This window comes from Halobacillus sp. A1 (assembly GCF_024189295.1).
In the GTDB taxonomy this organism is placed as follows: domain Bacteria; phylum Bacillota; class Bacilli; order Bacillales; family Halobacillaceae; genus Halobacillus_A.
On record NZ_JAIZEN010000001.1, the window covers coordinates 398427 to 416133 of the forward strand.

Below are 17707 nucleotides of genomic sequence, written 5' to 3' on the forward strand. Positions count from 1 at the left end.
ATAAAAACAAAAATGCGGTTGTTTCTATAAAAGATATAATGAGTTTATTTTTCGAGGGGGAGAGTGATTGAGCGCTATATCTGGAATCATTAACTTCAATAGACAGGAAGTATCAATAGATTACATTAATAAAATGATGGGGAGTTATAAGAAATATCAAGCAGACAGTGTGCAGAAATGGTCTAACCATCATGTGTTTCTTTGTTGTCATAATCAATGGATCACTCCTGAGTCAGTAAATGAAACTCTTCCTTATTATGATTATGAACGGAAGCTTTCCATCACGGCAGATGCGATTATTGATAACCGCGCCGAACTTTTAGCTAAGCTGGATATTTCTCAAGTAGAGGGAAAATTCATTTCAGACAGTCAATTGATTCTTTTAGCTTATTATAAATGGGACGAGGATGTAGTCAGCAAATTGTTAGGAGATTTTTCTTTCATGATTTGGGATGAGAGAAATGATAAGTTGTTTGGTGCCAGAGATTTTTCGGGGGCACGTACTCTCTATTTCTATACTGATTCTTCTAGATTCGCTTTCTCTACAACAATGCAGTCACTATTTTCTCTTCCTTATATCAATAAAAATATAAATGAAGAATGGTTAGCAGAATTTTTAGCGATTCCTACTATGGTGGAAGCAGTGGACATGTCTTCAACAGTCTATCAATCTATCAATCAAGTTCCTCCCTCTCATAGTGTGTCTGTCCAAAATGGAAAAGTCTCTTTATCTAAATATAAAGCTATTGGGAAAGTAGAACCATTGAAATTAAAATCGAATGAAGAATATATAGAGGCCTTTCATGAAGTTTTTAATCGAGCTGTAACTGAGCGGATAAGAACGTATGGGGAGGTCGGTTCACATTTAAGTGGAGGGCTGGATTCTGGCACAGTTGTCAGCTTTGCTGCTAATGAATTAAAAAAAGAAGGAAAGAAATTACACACCTTCAGCTATATCCCAGAAACAACGTTTGAAGATTGGACGCCTAAGTATTACATGCCTAATGAAAAGCCTTTAATTAAAGAAACCATGGATCATGTAGGTAATATTGATAGCAATTTTCTTTCATTTGAGGGTAGGAATCCTTTATCAGAAGTAGATGATTTTTTAGATCTAATGGAAATGCCTTATAAATTTTTTGAAAACACGTATTGGCTTAAAGGAATTAATGAGGAAGCTCACACCCAAAATATTAAAGTTCTTTTAAATGGAGCGAGAGGAAACCATTCCATTTCGTGGGGATCTTGGCAATTAAATATGGAGTACTATACGTCACTTTTTAAGAAATTAAAATGGAAGAAACTAAACAATGAACTGAATGACTACACACGAATCTATAAAACTGGAAAGTCTAATGTATTACCGATTCTGACCAAAAGAGCTTTTTCTAATACAAATAACTCTGTTGGTTCTGGCAGTCTTCTCTCTCAACTTATTAATCCCAATCTAGCGAAAAAAACTAACGTGTACGATAGATTGTTAGCATTTGGAATGGATAACAATAGCGGCTCTAATAAAGATTTAACAGAGTATAGAAGAGATTATTATGAGAAAGGGTACGTTTGGAATAAAAGTGGTGTAGCGGAAACCAACTTGTCATTACGTTATGGACTATGGAACAGAGACCCTACTAATGATATTAATGTCATCAAGTTCTGCTTATCAGTACCTGATGAATTATATGTAAAAAAAGGAATGGAACGTTATTTTATTAGAGAAGCGACTAAAAATATTCTTCCGGAAAATGTAAGACTTAATTATCACAGGCGAGGCTTGCAGGGTGCCGATACAATCCACCGAATGAAACGGAATTGGAAAGAATTTCTTGAAGAAGTTCAAAAGGTTTCCGATGATTCTGAGCTCTCAGATCTGTTGAATCTAGCTGAACTAAAAAAATCACTAAATAGACTGGGGACAAACCCAAGACCTGAAATGATTTTTGAGGAAGACTTTAAACTTTTGACGCGCGGTTTAATCGTTTCAAGGTTTATTAAAAATATGTCTCGAAAGGAGGTGAATGCTCAATGAAGAAATGGAAAAAGCCCTCATTAGATATATTAAATGTTGAGATGACAATGAATGGACCAGGGAATGCTAATTCAGATTGTTTTGATGTATCTGAAGGAAAGCATGAAACTCATGATGGAAGATCAAACGCAAGTTGTTTAAGTGATTTAGACAGCTGATATTTAAATAAGCCTCTATTTGTTGAAAGTAGGGGCATTTTCCTTAGGGAGGACAGACCGATGCTTCTCACCTCAATGACAAATAAGTACACAGCTTTTGGTTTTATTATCGAAAGTAAATTTCCTTTTCCAGAACTTATCCCTATTCGTACTGAGCAAAAGGGTGATATAACCATTGAATCAAAAGATTTAGCTCAGATTTGGGAGAGAATAGCTGAAAGCAACAAGTATTTTGACGTGGAACCGCAGCGTTGTCTATTTAAGATACCGGAAGTAGCTATTTTCATGATAGAACAAGGATGTAAAATATTTTATTCTCCACTTGAAGATGTAAAGGAAGACCACATCCGTCTTTATCTACTAGGTACGTGCATGGGAGCGATTTTATTACAAAGAAATATCCTGCCACTCCATGGAAGTGCTGTTGAAATCGACGGTAAAGCATTTGCTTTTGTCGGTCATTCAGGGGCTGGGAAATCCACGACGGCGTCTGCTTTTTTAAATCGAGGACATCAGTTAATTAGTGACGATGTCATTCCAGTTACTATAGAAAATGGAGTTCCGGTAGTCACACCTGCTTATCCACAACAGAAGTTATGGCAAGAAAGTCTTGATGAGTTTGATATGACTTCGGCCGGACTTCGTCCAATTGTGGACAGGGAAACAAAATATGCTATTCCAGTAGAAGAGAAATTCGTGACAAAAAGACTGCCACTTGCAGGCGTTATTGAAATAGAAAAAGGAGAAGCAGACAAAGTCTACATTCATCAGGTCGATAACTTACTTAAACTTTACACTTTCTTTAATCACACCTACCGAAACTTTATGGTGAAACCGATGGGGCTGATGAACTGGCATTTTAGCTTATGTGCTCAACTATGTGAGCACATAAGGTTATATAAATTAACAAGACCTGTTACTTATTTTTCTGCGAATGATTTGCCTGATTTGATTCTATCAACCTTACGAATGGAGGCTGTATCTCATGGTGAAGAACATCCAAGTCTTATCGAATCCAATAGTTAGTCAAACAGAAGGAAACATTGTTAGTTCGATGGGGAATGAAAAAGTGATGCTTAGTGTGGAAAATGGTAAATATTACAATTTAGGGGAAGTTGGCGGTCTGATATGGGATTTAATAGAGTCTCCGGTCACTTTCGAAAAAGTAGTGAGAGAACTGCGTTCACAGTACGAAGTTTCTCAATCTGAGTGTGAGGAGCAAGTCAATCAATTTCTGCAGATGCTTTTAGAAGAAGGGCTGATTAAAGTACATGGATGAGCTTCGCATGAAGGGGTTGGACAAAATTGAATAGGCTGCGAGTTTTTTTTCGGATGAATTGGAGAAACAGGAGGATGCTTGCAGAAGCTTATTTATTTCTGGCAAAAGCTCGATATTTAAAAAGTGTACCGTTTGAGAGATTAGCGTCAAGTTTAGGTGAATCTTTTCAGGAAAGTTTAGAACACCTTGAGGGTATGGACCGAAAAGAATTAGCGAGAATCTCACAATCAATAAAAATCATGAGTAAGTATACATTTTGGGAGAGTCAGTGTATGGTCCAAGCGGTCGCTGCTATGAAAATGATAGAACGCAGGGGAATGTCTTCAACGATTTATTTTGGCACAGCACGAGATGATAATGGGGAAATGATTGCACATGCATGGCTGCGTAGTGGTCCATATTATATAACCGGGGCAGAAGGCATGGAAAGATTTACTGTAGTTGGTAAATTCGCTAAAAATGCAGGAGGAAAACAGCATGGAGAAAAGTATACCTCTGAATCTATCTAAACTGCCAGTCGAGCTTAAATTGATTATTGAATTGGCGAAGTGTGATTATCCAGAACAGGCAGCCGTCATTGATCCATATTTGTTTAAGGTAGTGAACTGGGATTTATTTATAAAACAAACGCGGCATCACCGCATTTATCCATTCCTTTATAAACGGTTGCAATGGTGCGATCCTAGTGAAATTCCGGAATATGTACTCCGAACCGTAGAGGCTGATTATAAGCGGAATATATTTCTAATGCTTCGATTAAGCGGTGAAATGCAGCAACTTAGCTGCCAGTTCATGAACCAGGGAATCCCTCTTCTGTTTTTAAAGGGGCCCGTTCTTGCAGCTGAATTATACGGTGATGTATCTCTTCGGACTTCTAACGATTTAGATGTATTAGTTCAGATAGAGCAGCTGCCTTTGGCAGAAAAGTTATTAACTAAACTCGGTTATCAAAAAGATGATTATATACAAACGATTTTAAATGACTGGAAGTGGCGGCACCACCATATCACATATACTCATCCTGTGACTAAAGTGAAGGTGGAAGTGCACTGGCGTTTGAACCCTGGACCTGCGAAAGAGCCTGGCTTTGAAGAGTTATGGGCGCGGAAGAGGATGAGTTCTGTAACCAGACAGCCTATCTATATGTTAGGAGAAAAGGACCTCTTCCTATTTCTTATATCCCACGGAGCAAGGCACGGGTGGTCCAGGTTACGTTGGCTTTTGGATGTCCACCAGTTGTTGGAGAAACATACCCAATGGGCAAGAAAGATGGAGTTTTTGGGAAAGTACGGCTATCGTCATGTAGGGCTGCAGGCTATCGAATTATCAACAGAGCTGTTTGATAGTACCCTTCCACTTGAGGTGAAGCGGTCAAGACACTCTCAAAGACTCGCACAGCAGGCTGTGTATTATTTAGAAACGATGGTGAATTTACATTCAGAACCATTACCTAAAGACATAGCAGTTTATCACAAAAGACATTTATTTTCGCTTATGACTGCCCAACAAAAAATCTGTTTTATTCTCAGCTTTTTATATCCGTATCCTCAAGATGCAGAGACGCTGCCTTTACCCAAATTTCTTCATTTTTTATACTTTCCCTTACGTCCATTTTTGTGGGGGTGGAGAAAATCAAGGAAATTGGCATGACAATGCAAAGGAGGGAAACCCGTGAAGCATGTTCTTTATTTTTTAAAACAAATCCACTCTTATTCAGGTAATATTTTATATTTGAATATGATTGCTATGGCAGGGATCGGACTTCTGGAAGGTGTAGGGATTCTCCTTCTTATTCCTATGATAAGTATGAGCGGAATCGTGGACTTAGGTACGGGAAGTCTGCCGTTTGCCAGCATGTTTGGTTTTTTAGAATTGATTCCAAGCGCGATTGGTTTGCCAGCTATTTTGTTAATTTATGTGGGGATAGTAATTGGGCAAAACATTATCAATCGGAGACTTTCGGTACGTAATGCTACGATTCAGCAAGGGTTTCTGCGTCACTTGAGAATAACAACTTATGGAGCAATTTTGAATGCGAATTGGAAATTTTTCATTCGCAATCGTAAGTCGGATTTGATTAATATTTTGACTTCTGAAATAGGCAGGGCGAGTATGGGAACTCAGTCTGTGTTGCAATTTATCGCATCACTCGTTTTCACTTTCATCCAAATTGGTCTGGCATTCTTTCTATCCCCAACAATAACAGTTTTTGTTTTATTATGTGGAGGAATTCTCCTCTTTTTTAATCGTAAATTTTTGAAGCGGTCACTGGCGTTAGGAAATAGAAACTTTGAATTAGCACGTGAATACATTGGTGGCTTGACAGACCAAATCAACGGAATTAAAGACGTGAAAAGTAATACATTAGAAGCTTCTCGTATGAATTGGTACGAGCAAATCACTCAACGTATTCAAAACGAACAGATTCAATATACACACATGAAAACGACTTCTCAGTTTTATTATAAAACGGCATCAGCTGTACTCATCGCTGTTTTTATTTATTTAGCTTTCACAATGTTTAACGCCCAGGCTGCTCAACTCATGATGGTCATTGTTATTTTTTCAAGGTTATGGCCTAAGGTTGCTGGAATTCAAGCTTCTTTGGAACAGATTTTCACTAGTTTACCTTCTTTAAAAGCTGTTGAAGGTCTTCAGCAAGAGTGTAAGTCAGCGCAAGAATTTGATTCTCGTATTTCAACTGTTACTCCATTGAAAGTTGAACGAAAAATTGAGTGTAAAAATGTTCAGTTCCGGTATCAGGATCAAGAAGATTACGCCCTGAACGCTATTAACCTAGAGATTCCAGCTAATAAAATGACGGCCTTTGTTGGTCGTTCTGGAGCAGGCAAGAGTACTCTTATTGATTTACTGATGGGGCTTAACCAGCCGGAGGAAGGAGAAGTGCTGCTGGATGATACACCTTTGAGCAGTGAGAATTTATTATCCCTGCGTAAGGCTATCAGCTATGTTCCACAAGATCCTTTCTTATTTAATGTTAGTATAAGGGAGAATTTGACGATTGTTTTTCCAGGAGCAAAGGAATTTGAGCTATGGGAAGCGCTGGAATTTGCGTCTGCAGCTAGTTTTGTCCGTGACCTTCCACAAGGTCTTGACACCTTGATCGGTGATCGAGGTATTAAATTGTCTGGTGGGGAGAGGCAGCGCCTTGTTTTAGCAAGAGCTATCTTAAGGAAGCCATCTATTCTTGTTTTAGATGAAGCTACAAGTGCTCTTGATACCGAGAACGAATCGAATATTCAGGAGGCTCTTGCACGATTGAAAGGAAAGATGACGATTATTGTCATAGCACACAGGCTTTCGACTATAAGGAGCGCTGATCAAGTTGTAGTTTTAGATGAAGGGAAAGTTATTCAAAGAGGCGGTTTCAATCAACTAGCTGAACAGAAGAGGAGTATGTTCAGCCATTTGTTGCAAAACCAATTAAAAGCAACACACTAGGGAGTAGGGACTCGTGAAAAAGGTTGTGCGAAAAATGATCTTTGGAATTATGATATTAGCAACAGCTATAACAACTTACACAATCTGGGATAACCAAAGGATAAAAGTCGTCGAACAAGCGGTAGCGATAGAGAACCTCCCTATAGAATTAGAAGGCGTGTCGATTTTACAAATTACGGACCTTCATGAAAAGGTATTTGGAACCGAGCAGGAAAAGTTGATAAAAGCCATTAATTCTGTAAATTATGACGTCATTGCTTTTACCGGCGACATGCTGAACGGAGTGGACAGCAGGCATTATGAATCGTTCTATACTTTACTAGAGGGGATTGAGAATAAAAAACATGCCCTTTATGTCCCGGGAAATGCTGATCCGGAAAGTTATTTTATAGATACTGAAGGTAATTACGTAAAGGACGAGTTTGTAGAAGGGCTGGAAGAGAGAGGCGTGAAGCTGTTAGAAGCAGCTTACAATGCTGAGTTTGGGGAAACGAGTATCCGTTTTGATGCATTTGAAGTATCAGTTTTGAATCCTGAAAAAGGTGTGGTTGTAGCTAATGGCAGGGTTAGACCTAAGTATGCAAAAACTGCTCAATACCGGAATCACCAGCAACGCTTAATGAGTGAAATTGCTGAATTGAATGAAACAGATCACGATATGCTTATTGCTCTTAACCATTATCCAGTCGTTGATGCTAGAATGGATCAGCTTATCGATAACCCTCAATTTATATGGAGAGATTATGATTTGATTGTGGCGGGACATTATCATGGCGGTCAAATCCGTGTTCCTTTTATAGGGGCGCTTTTTGTACCTGAACCCTGGTATAAGGGAGGAGGTATACTGCCGCCGCGTGACCGGGTAAGCGGGCTTTGGGAATATCATGGTACGAAGCAGTATGTTAGTCGGGGGCTTGGGAGCAGTAACTTTATTTCCTTTTTGAAGTTTAGGATGTTTAATACACCGGAAATTAATGTCCTCACATTTAAAAGTAAGAAATAATTGCTGCCCTTGAATGAGGGCAGTTTTTTTGCTGATTTTTCTAAAATAAAAGAATTTTTTGAGGTATCGCTTACATAGTTTTAAACTGTTTTACTGAAATAATAATGGGGTATTTCTCGGAGTGGATTTATTTTTCGATATCAACTCAGGAGGTACACACCATGTCAAAAGGTAAGAGCATACATGCTTTAATCATTCTTATGTTCACTCAGTTTATTTCTGGGGGAGTCACAAATACGAAAGGAATCGTTCTCGATCAAGTAGAGGGAGACCTTGGACTTGATATGGGCGAGTTCGGTCTCGTAGTTTTTATATTTCAATTAGGTTTCACTTTAGCAAGTGTCGTGATTGGTTACTACACGGATAAAAAAGGTTTAAGGACAATGACGATTATTGGTTCCATCATTATGGGGCTAGGGTTTATTGGGACAGGTGCTGCACCCAATATTATGTTTTTCTTAGGTTTCTACATGATTGTAGGTTTCGGTCTTGGGGCTTTGGGAGTAGCTTCTAATGCCATTGTTCCTGCCGCTTATCCAAATAAGCAGCGTCAAATGTTTAATTATGCGATGGGAGTTTATGGACTTGGGATGGTTTTATTTCCGCAAATCTTAAACTTTCTATTCCAATTCGCTTCTTGGCGAGTATTTTATATAGGCATTGCTGTTAGTTTAGTTTTAGTCATCATTTATATTACGTCTGTTGCTTTTCCTTCTGGAAGGGCAGAGAAGGTTGATTTAAAAGCTTTCATACCTATGTTAAGAGATGCTCAATTTGTTTTTCTTATGGTCTTTCTCATGCTGCAGGTTTCGGCAGAGGTTTCATTTACGAACTTCTTCCCGAGTTATTTGAAGTCGCTTGATTTAGGCGGCATATCAACTTCAGAAAAAGAAAGTATGTCAGCTATGATTCTTTCATTATTCTCCGTATTCTTCATGATCGGCCGATTTGCTGTCGCTTATTTATCAAATTGGATTAATGAACGCATCATACTAATTACTTTCTCAGCAGGTTCTTTGATCATGGTAGGAGTCAGCTTCCTGTTTGCTGATAGTTTTCCATACTTGTTCGCAGGTGCCGGATTATTTTTCTCAACTTTATTCCCTACCGCTACAGCGTTTGGAACGCAATTATCAAAAACCAGTGGTTCTGCATTAGGTTTGATTTATATTGCTTCTGGTATCGGCGGCGGAATTGCGGGGTATATCGTCGGTTTAGCTTCTGAAGTCTTTGGGCAAGCTGGCGGCTTTAGTGTCGTATTGATTTTCTTAATCTTGATGCTGATCGCTTCCCTGTTCTTAAATAGTAAGAAATCCAGTCAAGAAGGCTATGCCGCTGCATCATAAAAAAAAGCCTGAAAAATCCTCAAATGGATTTTTCGGGCTTTTTTACTTGGCCGTAAAATAGGCATTGATGATCATCTGCATGGTCTCACGAGACATTTGCAAATGGGGGATGTTAGATCCTTCAATCAGCTTTTGAGTATTGTTGTCTTCAAACGTGACGTTTCCAGAAAGGTAGACTTTAAATATATCAACCATTCCGTTGAGCTGTTGTTCTTCTTCACTTAACTCATATTCGCCTCGACTATCCACTAAGTCAAGTTGGTCAAACTGTAAAGCTTCTTTAAACATTTGAAGGATCTCAATGTTGCTTGGTGGATTCGGGTTCGTAATGTTGTAAATCGTATGAGGTTCTGCTTTTTCTACGGCTAAGCTCAATATATCGGCTACGTAATCTACGGGGACAAAATTCGAAGTTCCCTCTTGATTAGCAATGACTCGGTAACTGGCTGTGTTTGATCCTTTTTTTCGAGCAACGCGTCGTTTAAATATGTCGAGCGCGCGCATGAAACCATAAAGAGTAAATTCTGAATCCGCTTCTCCAGTTTTTGAATCTCCGACAATAATGGAGGGACGAAAGATAGAAACATCCATATCGTCGCTATAGGAAAAAGCAACGTGTTCGGACTGTACTTTACTTGCTTCGTAAGGGTTATGATACTCAGCTTCGAGTGAATAAAGCTGCTCAACACCTTTATTCCTTTTTCCAACTGTATAAGCGGTGCTGATATAAAAGAACTTTTTCACTTCTAGTTGTTTCGCAAGTTCGAGAGTATTTTTTGTCCCTTCGAAATTGATGGCGAATAATTCATCACTAAGTTCGACATCGAATTTTACAAGCGCAGCAGAGTGGTAAAAGCAGCTGATGCGGCCTTTCAATTCATTAAAAGTCTGATCGGAAAGGCCGCAATGTGGCTTTGTAATATCTCCTTCGATGAGATGAATACGCTGCTGATTTTCCTTGGAAAAGCTATTGACTAGAAGTTCAGCCTTTTTCAAGTTACGTACAAGAACATGAACATGGTGGTCCGTATCCTTCATTAAATTGTTAATCAGTTTACCGCCGAGAAAACCCGTTGATCCTGTTAAGAAAATATTCAATCTCTTCACTCCTGCCGGCTTTTCATTAAGAAATTTGCTTCGTCGGCTTCACTGTGCGATGACCTTTAAGGAAATCAATCGTTATCCTGTTGAATTCTTTGTATCGCTCAATGTTGCAAACGTGCCCGCATCTCTCAATTATTTTCATCTTTGCGTTTAAATCCTGTTTAATATCTTTTTGAAGATTTTCTATAAACAAGTGATCTTCACTTCCTGAGACATATAGCTTTGGAATCTTTCCAGCTATCTTTGGGACCAGGTCATAACTTTGGGCAACTTTATTGACCGAGTTGAACCAACCGATAAAATCTTCACGTTTCATCTTTTTAGCTTCTTTTATAAATATATCCCTGGATTTCTTATGATTCGCTTTTGGCATAATAATATGAGCGAAAAGATAGTAAATCCACAAATGCGGTGTAATGGACTTGATCGTACGTCCAACTAGTAAAAGGAACTTTGAAAAAAGATTAAACCGCGTAATGGCGCCGGATAAGACAGCACTGGCTACGCGTTCAGGATTCAATTTCATGATATAGTGAAGAATCACTGACCCTAATGAAATTCCAACAAAGTGAGCTTTTTCAATCTTCAAAAAATCCAGCGTTTTTAAAACCTCTTTCGCCACAAGACTTTGAGAAAAGTCTTTTCCGTAATTCTCTAAGCTTGGGGAGTTGCCATGCCCTGGCAAGTGGATGGTAATGACATTGAAATGCTCACGATAATACTTTAATTGCTTATAAAAAATGTTAGAATTTCCGCCAATTCCGTGGAGAAGAACTAAGTCTTCGTTGCCATTAACTCTGCTGTAAACTTTATATTCTAACACGAGGACCCTCCTGTATTACTTCTGACTGAATCATCATTGTTTGAATGTTCAAAATATTTGTTAAACCATTTCCAAAAAGGCAGAGGTTTTATTCTGCCTCTCCCCATAGTAAAGCATAGAACAGTTGCGGGCTAGTCTTAATAGGTGAATTCTTAAATTATTTGTGAACTTTGTGAAAAGCAGAGGATTTTTTGGTGCGTATTGGAATTTTATTGGATTTATTTGTTATTTGAGGGCTTAATAGTATTAAGTGGATTATTTTACTGAACTAGTACAAAGCATGTTACCATCCCGCTTTGTCTCTTGAGTCTTCCACATAAGGGAGTTTGTTTATATGAATCTCCACACTGAAATTTAAAAGAGCCCATAAATTAAGCGTTTAATACCGCTGGACGTACTTGCTTCCTCCCTCTCATTATGCTATTTTGTAATTAATGCCATTCCATCGCACAACGACTGCGGGAACTTAACCATCCTTTAATGGAATGGCAGGTTACATACTTAAAAAAGAGCGGGATTCTTCCAAAGAATCCCGCTCTTTTTCTATATTCATCCATTGTAACCGCTTCATAATATAGAGAAAAAAGAAAAAATATATAATTTTCAGATAAAAGGTTGTTATTGCTGTTAAGCCGTTATAGAATACTCGTTACATTCAATTTTGAGAGGAGGCTCAGCGATGCTTACATTTGTTGCATCCATCTTACTATTACTAGCAGGTTATTTAATTTACGCGAAGGTGGTTGAACGAATTTTCGGAATCAATGATGAAAATCCGACTCCCGCGTACACACATAATGATGGCTTTGACTACACACCTATGAGCTGGTGGAGAGCGAGCCTTATTCAACTTCTAAATATCGCTGGGCTTGGCCCGATTTTTGGTGCGGTCATGGGCGCTTTGTATGGCCCTGTCGCTTTTATCTGGATCGTGATCGGAAGTATTTTTGCAGGAGCGGTTCATGATTACTTCAGCGGTATGATGTCTGTCCGCCATAAAGGCGCACAATACCCTTCAATTGTAGGGAAGTATCTTGGAAAGAACGTCCAAAAGGTGATTAACCTTTTATCTATAGCGCTTATGATTCTAGTGGCAGCTGCTTTTACAGCCGGACCCGCTGAGCTGATGGCTCAAGTAACTCCATTAAGCTTTATTACGGCACTTATCATTATATTTGCTTATTTTCTTATCGCGACTATGCTGCCCGTTCATAAAATCATCGGAAGAGTTTATCCTTTTCTTGGAGCAGTGCTTATTTTTATGGCCTTGTCGATTGGAATCGGATTGTTCTTCTTTGAAAATTCTGTACCGAATTTGACGATGAGCAACTTGCATCCTGGTGAGCTGCCAATGTGGCCGCTTTTAATGGTAACCATTTCATGTGGTGCAATTTCAGGCTTCCATAGTACACAAAGTCCGATTCTTGCACGTACACTTAAAAAAGAAAGTGAAGGGCGTAAAGTATTTTACGGAGCTATGATTGCGGAAGGTGTAATTGCCTTGATCTGGGCAGCAGCTGGTATGGCTTTCTTTGGAAGCACTGGCGGACTGCAAGCTGCTCTTGATGCCGGAGGACCTGCAGGTGTAGTTAATGAGATCAGCTCAACTACGCTTGGTACGTTCGGAGGAATTCTGGCTATCCTTGGTGTTATCATTCTTCCTATCACTACGGGCGATACCGCTCTGCGTTCGTCTCGCATGATGGTCGGAGAGTTATTGAAAAATAAAAATAAGGAAACTTCACCTGGAAAATTGAAAAATGGACTGATTGTACTTGCAGTAGCTACACCGGCTTTTTATCTATCCACTATCGATTATAATTTCTTATGGAGATATGTTGGCTGGTCGAACCAGGTGGTAGCCACAGTGATGCTTTGGACTGGGGCGATCTATTTGCTTCAAAAACAAAAATTCCACTGGATTTGCAGTGTTCCTGCCTTGTTCATGACAGCTGTAGTAAGTACGTATATTTTCTACGCGCCGGAAGGTTTCAACTTGCCGTATGATGTGTCCATGATTATCGGAGGTATCATCTGGCTGGCTGTATTAGCCTGGTTCATCGCTCAATTGGTCAAATACAAAACAGTGCGCAAAAGACGCACAGTTGTCGCTTCAGAAGCTAGCTGAATTACGGGAGTCTGCCTATTAAAAAGGCAGGCTTTTTTCATGACTATCTTTATTGATCAGAAATAAGAACCTGGGACTTCTAAATTATCTAATGAAAATAGAGTTCACCTCTACCTTGAATTTGAACAAAAAAGCTGCCCTCGTTTTTAAAAAGGGCAGTTTACTTCATGTCTTCATACTGGCTCCAGAAAGAGGCCTGATTCTTCTCTATGTTGAATTTTTCAACAGAATGCACTAGCTGTATCCGTAATTCTTGTTCGAGATCATCCCGCTCAGCAGGGGGAAAGGTCGAACTGAGTTTTTTGATTTTCGGTTCGAACCTTTCAATCAATTCAGTAATTGCCTTTTCATCGTTTTCTTTTGCTCGCAATAAAATATCATACAATCTATTTTTCATCCTTATCCTCATCCTCCACAAGTTCTACCATCACATCTTCCAGCCTTTGAATGCTCTTATCTAATCGAAATAAAATAAATGAAGCGACTACGATAGGAAACCCGAAACTTTCCACGGCTGTAATCCAAATATCTACACCCATTACTAATCTCCTCCTTGATATGCTCCTCTTAATTTTATAACTGCCCGCTGGTAGGACTTGGAAACAGATTGTTGAGAGACTGAAAGCTCATCTGCAATTTCTTTGAACGTATATAAATCAACTGCATGTTCGTATAATATGAACTGCTGTCTTTGAGATAACTGTTTGATGGTATGGTAGAGTATTTTGTCCTCTAAGGATTCATATAGATCCTGATAGTGGACAGGTTCTTCTTTCGTTATGTCTGCCAACTCGATTTTTTCTACGTCCATTACATACTGGTCTTTTAAGGTGTAGCACTTCTTACGGTAATCTTTAGCCGCCCTCCATAAAGCTGTATTCACATAACTTACGAATTTCGCCTCGCTTTGACATGGATAAAACAACTCGTTTATATCGTTTCCGTTTTTAGACGAAGGCGATTGAACCGCAGTGTTGTCCGCGTGTGCATATATTGGATGTTGTAAAGAAGATAGAAGCGGCTCTTGAATTTGTTTCCTCATTTTCCAACCCTCCTTACTAAAGAATAAGGGGTGATCACAATAATTCACAACCTACTTACGAACTAGTGTTCGCTTTTTGTTAAAAATATACCCTTTTCTATCTAAGAAAAGGGGAGAATCATCACTCGAACTGACGACGATAAGCTCTTCGATAAAGGAAAAATTGGATGCCGGTCAACCCAAAAAACAATACAATAGGAATCGGCCACTCAAATGATAAATCACGGGCAGACCTCAATAAGTAGTATAATAAGACACTCAACACGCCTGTCAAAACTGGATAAACGTATACTTGCCACTTTCTCATGGTAGAACTCCTTTAAAAAATCTTTAATCCCTCTCTCAGTTACTTTACAATAAATGTATAATGCCTACAAATGAAGGGAGGTTTGAAAATGAAAAACCACTTCGTCCTGCTCGATTTAATCTTTTACGTAGTCTTCCCTTTAGCCGTGTGGAATCTTACTCGCGATCCGATAGGCGACTACTACGCCATGCTGTTATCATCCGTACCCGGCATTATTTACACGGTATACCGTTTTATGGCATTAAAAAAGGTGAATGTGTTCGGACTTTATATGATTTCCACATTGGTTGTTGGGACGCTCATCGATGTCCTCGCAGGAAACGCTATCCGTCTTCTGTGGTATAACGTTATATATGCCTACGTCCTTGCTGGACTGTTTTTACTAACCATCGTCATCAAAAAACCGATTGCCCTCTATTTTGCCCTTGATTTCACAGAGCTTCAAGGGGATGATCGAGCGTTCAATAAGCGTCTTTTTTATCAGAAGAAGATTTATCGGATTTTTTCGTGGATCGTCGCCGGTTTTGCTTTTCAAAATATCCTGTCAGCTACGTTGAAAGCGTGGCTGATTACGGAATACGGTGTAGAAGCTTTTGATAAAGGCATCATACTCCGTCAAGTCATTAACTGGGGACTCACCTTTATAATTATGGCTGGATTTTTCTACATAAGCAAGATAATCAACGAATCTCCACAATTGATTGAAAAAGTGAAGCAGGATATGAAAGAGGAAAAGCTGAGCAGCTGACCTTTGATAGGTTTGTCCATGATTTTTTCAGTATCGCCGAGGTATTTAATAGAAGTGTTACCCCGAACGTAAAAGGTTAATAGGAAAATGATAACTTGTAAAAATGGATGGAAAAAGAGAGGGTGGTTGATTTGGGGATCAAGTCTTCACTTTATAAAGTGCTTCGGATATGGAACGATATCGATGCAGTGAGGAAAGGTAGAATCGGAAAGAGAATAGGGAGAAGGATAGCAGGCAAAGCTTCAGGACGTATCATAAGGAAATTGTTTAAATAGCTTCCCGTTTTTTAAGTGAATAGAAGTCAGAAAAGCCGCTTATAAAAAGCGGCTTTTCTGTATTTATAATTATTTCACGAGTTCCTTATTAATCTCATGCTCTTTAATATGTGCTAAAGGCAGCAGGGTTTTCTGAAAATCGAATGGTTCCAGCTCCATGCCTGTTTTCACTTTGTTCGGTAAGTCTGGGTTAGCTAATGCACTGGTGCCCAGAGAGACAAGATCGGTATGTTGTTGTTTCAACAGCTGTTCCGCTTTATCCGGGTCTCCGAGCTTTCCGTTTGCTATAACGGGAAGTCGGCTGAATTCTTTAGCTGCTTCAGCGAGTGTTCGTGTACCTTCACCGAAAGATGGAGCGGCACCATCGGCATCAGTCACGTGGATGTAATCAAGCGATGTGCTGCCGAGGGCTGTGAAGATCTCCTCAGCATCTTGCTCACCGCCAGACCATTTATGCTCTCCATCTGCTACTTTAGCTTGGGAAAGACGAATTCCTACAATGTGATCTTCTCCTAAAACTTCCCGCACATCCTCAATGATCTGCAGGATGATACGTAAGCGATGATCTAAAGAACCACCGTACTCATCCTCCCGATTATTCAAATAGTCGGTCAAAAATTGGTCGAGTAAATAACCATTGGCACCGTGAAGCTCCACACCGTCAAAGCCTGCCTCCTTAGCGCGGACCGCACTCTGAACAAAGGAGTCTTTCACTTGTTCGATATCTTCAGAATTCATGGCCCTTGGTGTCTGAAATGCTCCTTTGCCACCGTAGAATTCAAGCTGTTCGCCTTTTGGGGCAACGGCTGAAGGGGCAGCTGTTTCATCAGTATAGGCGTTGTACTGGCTTTGGCCTCCCGCATGCATAAGCTGTGCGATAAAGACAGCACCGTTATCTTTAACAGCGTCAACTACTGGTTTCCAGGATTCTGTATGTGATCCGTTCGCAAGTCCTGGCTGGTTTTTGTACCCTTGGCTGAATCTGTCATCTGTATAAATCCCTTCAGAGATAATGGTACTGAACCCGCCTTTCGCAAAGCGTTCATAATATTTCTGCATCGTAATATTCGCACGCCCGTCGGCTTCTCCGCTGATTCGAGTCATAGGAGCGACTACAAAGCGGTTATCTAATGTGCGATGTTTAATTTTCAGCTCTGAGAATAGGTAATGATAATTCATAATTTTGACCCCTCCTTAAAGGTTTGCTATGTGAATCATATCTCTTTTTTTTTCCACACTTCAAGGTAAGTGCTTATAAATGAAGTTAATCAACTGTACCCGATTTTAGAGAGAAGAAAATATTCAGCGCAGTTTTCAAAATTTGTAAGTTGGGTATAAGGACTAATAATCATCGAGTAAGGAGGAAGCACAATGCCACCGTTAAAAGCGTTATTCTTAAATGCATCATTAAAAAAATCAGGTGAGCCATCCAACACGGAAGGGCTGGCTCAAGAGGTCATAGATATTTATAATGAAAAAGGTGTAAAAAGCGAAGTGATCAGACTAGCTGATTACAACATCCCTTATGGAATTGCTCAGGATCTTGGAGAAGGAGATGAGTGGCCGCAGATTTTTGAGAAAGTAAAGGAGGCGGACATCGTCATTCTAGCTTCTCCCATATGGCTTGGAGAAAAAAGCAGCCTGGCTACAGTCGCTATTGAAAGGCTAAATGGCAGCAGCAGTGAAACGAATGAAAAAGGGCAGGCGATCTACTACAATAAAGTGGGTGGAGTCGTTATTACTGGGAATGAAGATGGAGCAAAGCATGTAGCTTCCTCTATCTTATATGCCTTTTCACACCTCGGTTTTTTAATACCTCCAAATGTGGATACTTACTGGGTAGGAGAAGCGGGCCCAGGTCCATCCTATATGGATGAAGGAGGTCAGGAAAATGAATTTACGAAATCTCACGTGAAAATGCTGGCCTACAATACGATGCATTTAGCGAATATACTGAAGAAACACCCGATCCCTGCTGAGGGAAATGTAATGGAAGAATGATG

At 39.6% G+C, this 17707-nt stretch carries 19 protein-coding genes; 12 read left to right on the plus strand and 7 right to left on the minus strand.

Going from position 1 to position 17707, the window contains the following annotated elements; genetic code table 11:
* Window positions 1-67: 67 nt before the first annotated feature.
* The 9 genes from LF817_RS01795 to LF817_RS01835 all read left to right on the plus strand — a co-directional run bounded on the left by LF817_RS01795 (window position 68) and on the right by LF817_RS01835 (window position 9277).
* Complete coding sequence (locus tag LF817_RS01795) at window positions 68-2029, plus strand: asparagine synthase-related protein (protein ID WP_253934046.1); 1962 nt, start codon at window positions 68-70, stop codon at window positions 2027-2029.
* The gene (locus LF817_RS01800; RefSeq protein ID WP_253934047.1) at window positions 2026-2187 is read left to right on the plus strand and encodes a paeninodin family lasso peptide; all 162 of its coding nucleotides are present in this window, start codon (window positions 2026-2028) and stop codon (window positions 2185-2187) included. The genes LF817_RS01795 and LF817_RS01800 overlap by 4 nt, the downstream gene beginning before the upstream one ends.
* 60 nt (window positions 2188-2247) lie before the next feature.
* Window positions 2248-3213, plus strand: a complete 966-nt coding sequence (locus tag LF817_RS01805) for a phosphoenolpyruvate carboxykinase (ATP) (RefSeq protein ID WP_253934048.1) — start codon at window positions 2248-2250, stop codon at window positions 3211-3213.
* Window positions 3173-3466 (plus strand): lasso peptide biosynthesis PqqD family chaperone, encoded by a 294-nt coding sequence (locus LF817_RS01810; RefSeq protein WP_253934049.1) that lies wholly within the window; start codon window positions 3173-3175, stop codon window positions 3464-3466. The genes LF817_RS01805 and LF817_RS01810 overlap by 41 nt, the downstream gene beginning before the upstream one ends.
* A gap of 74 nt (window positions 3467-3540) precedes the next feature.
* A complete protein-coding gene (locus LF817_RS01815) occupies window positions 3541-3975 on the plus strand; it encodes a lasso peptide biosynthesis B2 protein (RefSeq protein ID WP_253934050.1) in 435 nt (144 codons plus the stop codon).
* Window positions 3944-5116, plus strand: coding sequence for a nucleotidyltransferase domain-containing protein (locus LF817_RS01820; RefSeq protein ID WP_253934051.1), 1173 nt, complete (start codon window positions 3944-3946; stop codon window positions 5114-5116). Before LF817_RS01815 ends, LF817_RS01820 begins: the two co-directional genes overlap by 32 nt.
* A gap of 21 nt (window positions 5117-5137) precedes the next feature.
* On the plus strand, window positions 5138-6928 hold the full coding sequence (locus tag LF817_RS01825; protein WP_253934052.1) for an ABC transporter ATP-binding protein: 1791 nt from the start codon (window positions 5138-5140) through the stop codon (window positions 6926-6928).
* A 13-nt stretch (window positions 6929-6941) separates the two neighbouring features.
* On the plus strand, window positions 6942-7931 hold the full coding sequence (locus LF817_RS01830; protein WP_253934053.1) for a metallophosphoesterase: 990 nt from the start codon (window positions 6942-6944) through the stop codon (window positions 7929-7931).
* Window positions 7932-8092: 161 nt separating this feature from the next.
* Complete coding sequence (locus LF817_RS01835) at window positions 8093-9277, plus strand: MFS transporter (protein ID WP_253934054.1); 1185 nt, start codon at window positions 8093-8095, stop codon at window positions 9275-9277.
* Window positions 9278-9319: 42 nt separating this feature from the next.
* Here the strand turns inward: LF817_RS01835 and LF817_RS01840 are convergent, their stop codons facing one another.
* On the minus strand, window positions 9320-10375 hold the full coding sequence (locus tag LF817_RS01840) for an SDR family oxidoreductase (RefSeq protein ID WP_253934055.1): 1056 nt from the start codon (window positions 10373-10375) through the stop codon (window positions 9320-9322).
* 25 nt (window positions 10376-10400) lie between these two features.
* Window positions 10401-11204 carry an alpha/beta fold hydrolase gene (locus LF817_RS01845; RefSeq protein WP_253934056.1) on the minus strand — a complete coding sequence of 268 codons (804 nt, stop codon included), beginning with the start codon at window positions 11202-11204 and terminating at the stop codon, window positions 10401-10403.
* Between the two features lie 679 nt (window positions 11205-11883).
* On the opposite strand from LF817_RS01845, the gene LF817_RS01850 reads away from it, so the two are divergent.
* Window positions 11884-13332, plus strand: a complete 1449-nt coding sequence (locus LF817_RS01850) for a carbon starvation CstA family protein (protein ID WP_253934057.1) — start codon at window positions 11884-11886, stop codon at window positions 13330-13332.
* 160 nt (window positions 13333-13492) lie between these two features.
* On the opposite strand, the gene LF817_RS01855 is transcribed toward LF817_RS01850, so the two are convergent.
* From LF817_RS01855 to LF817_RS01870, 4 genes are all read right to left on the minus strand, one after another.
* Entirely contained in the window at window positions 13493-13729 is a 237-nt protein-coding gene (locus LF817_RS01855) for a helix-turn-helix domain-containing protein (protein ID WP_253934058.1), read from the minus strand.
* On the minus strand, window positions 13719-13871 hold the full coding sequence (locus tag LF817_RS01860) for a YvrJ family protein (protein ID WP_253934059.1): 153 nt from the start codon (window positions 13869-13871) through the stop codon (window positions 13719-13721). Before LF817_RS01860 ends, LF817_RS01855 begins: the two co-directional genes overlap by 11 nt.
* Before the next feature lie 2 nt (window positions 13872-13873).
* Entirely contained in the window at window positions 13874-14374 is a 501-nt protein-coding gene (locus tag LF817_RS01865) for a sigma-70 family RNA polymerase sigma factor (RefSeq protein ID WP_253934060.1), read from the minus strand.
* A gap of 121 nt (window positions 14375-14495) precedes the next feature.
* Complete coding sequence (locus LF817_RS01870; RefSeq protein ID WP_253934061.1) at window positions 14496-14681, minus strand: hypothetical protein; 186 nt, start codon at window positions 14679-14681, stop codon at window positions 14496-14498.
* Window positions 14682-14769: 88 nt separating this feature from the next.
* Here LF817_RS01870 and LF817_RS01875 point away from each other — a divergent pair, with 88 nt between their 5' ends.
* Window positions 14770-15429 (plus strand): VC0807 family protein, encoded by a 660-nt coding sequence (locus LF817_RS01875; RefSeq protein WP_253934062.1) that lies wholly within the window; start codon window positions 14770-14772, stop codon window positions 15427-15429.
* 344 nt (window positions 15430-15773) lie between these two features.
* Here the strand turns inward: LF817_RS01875 and LF817_RS01880 are convergent, their stop codons facing one another.
* Window positions 15774-16883, minus strand: coding sequence for an NADH:flavin oxidoreductase (locus LF817_RS01880; RefSeq protein ID WP_253934063.1), 1110 nt, complete (start codon window positions 16881-16883; stop codon window positions 15774-15776).
* A 192-nt stretch (window positions 16884-17075) separates the two neighbouring features.
* On the opposite strand from LF817_RS01880, the gene LF817_RS01885 reads away from it, so the two are divergent.
* The gene (locus LF817_RS01885) at window positions 17076-17705 is read left to right on the plus strand and encodes a flavodoxin family protein (protein WP_253934064.1); all 630 of its coding nucleotides are present in this window, start codon (window positions 17076-17078) and stop codon (window positions 17703-17705) included.
* Window positions 17706-17707 lie beyond the last annotated feature (2 nt).

Bases quoted from the DNA above. Each gene is read 5' to 3' on its own strand.
- LF817_RS01800 (WP_253934047.1), top strand. From the start codon at position 2,026: ATGAAGAAATGGAAAAAGCCCTCATTAGATATATTAAATGTTGAGATG.
- LF817_RS01805 (WP_253934048.1), top strand. From the start codon at position 2,248: ATGCTTCTCACCTCAATGACAAATAAGTACACAGCTTTTGGTTTTATT.
- LF817_RS01810 (WP_253934049.1), top strand. From the start codon at position 3,173: ATGGTGAAGAACATCCAAGTCTTATCGAATCCAATAGTTAGTCAAACA.
- LF817_RS01815 (WP_253934050.1), top strand. From the start codon at position 3,541: ATGCTTGCAGAAGCTTATTTATTTCTGGCAAAAGCTCGATATTTAAAA.
- LF817_RS01820 (WP_253934051.1), top strand. From the start codon at position 3,944: ATGGAGAAAAGTATACCTCTGAATCTATCTAAACTGCCAGTCGAGCTT.
- LF817_RS01835 (WP_253934054.1), top strand. From the start codon at position 8,093: ATGTCAAAAGGTAAGAGCATACATGCTTTAATCATTCTTATGTTCACT.
- LF817_RS01850 (WP_253934057.1), top strand. From the start codon at position 11,884: ATGCTTACATTTGTTGCATCCATCTTACTATTACTAGCAGGTTATTTA.
- LF817_RS01855 (WP_253934058.1), bottom strand. From the start codon at position 13,729: ATGAAAAATAGATTGTATGATATTTTATTGCGAGCAAAAGAAAACGAT.
- LF817_RS01860 (WP_253934059.1), bottom strand. From the start codon at position 13,871: ATGGGTGTAGATATTTGGATTACAGCCGTGGAAAGTTTCGGGTTTCCT.
- LF817_RS01865 (WP_253934060.1), bottom strand. From the start codon at position 14,374: ATGAGGAAACAAATTCAAGAGCCGCTTCTATCTTCTTTACAACATCCA.
- LF817_RS01870 (WP_253934061.1), bottom strand. From the start codon at position 14,681: ATGAGAAAGTGGCAAGTATACGTTTATCCAGTTTTGACAGGCGTGTTG.
- LF817_RS01875 (WP_253934062.1), top strand. From the start codon at position 14,770: ATGAAAAACCACTTCGTCCTGCTCGATTTAATCTTTTACGTAGTCTTC.
- LF817_RS01880 (WP_253934063.1), bottom strand. From the start codon at position 16,883: ATGAATTATCATTACCTATTCTCAGAGCTGAAAATTAAACATCGCACA.
- LF817_RS01885 (WP_253934064.1), top strand. From the start codon at position 17,076: ATGCCACCGTTAAAAGCGTTATTCTTAAATGCATCATTAAAAAAATCA.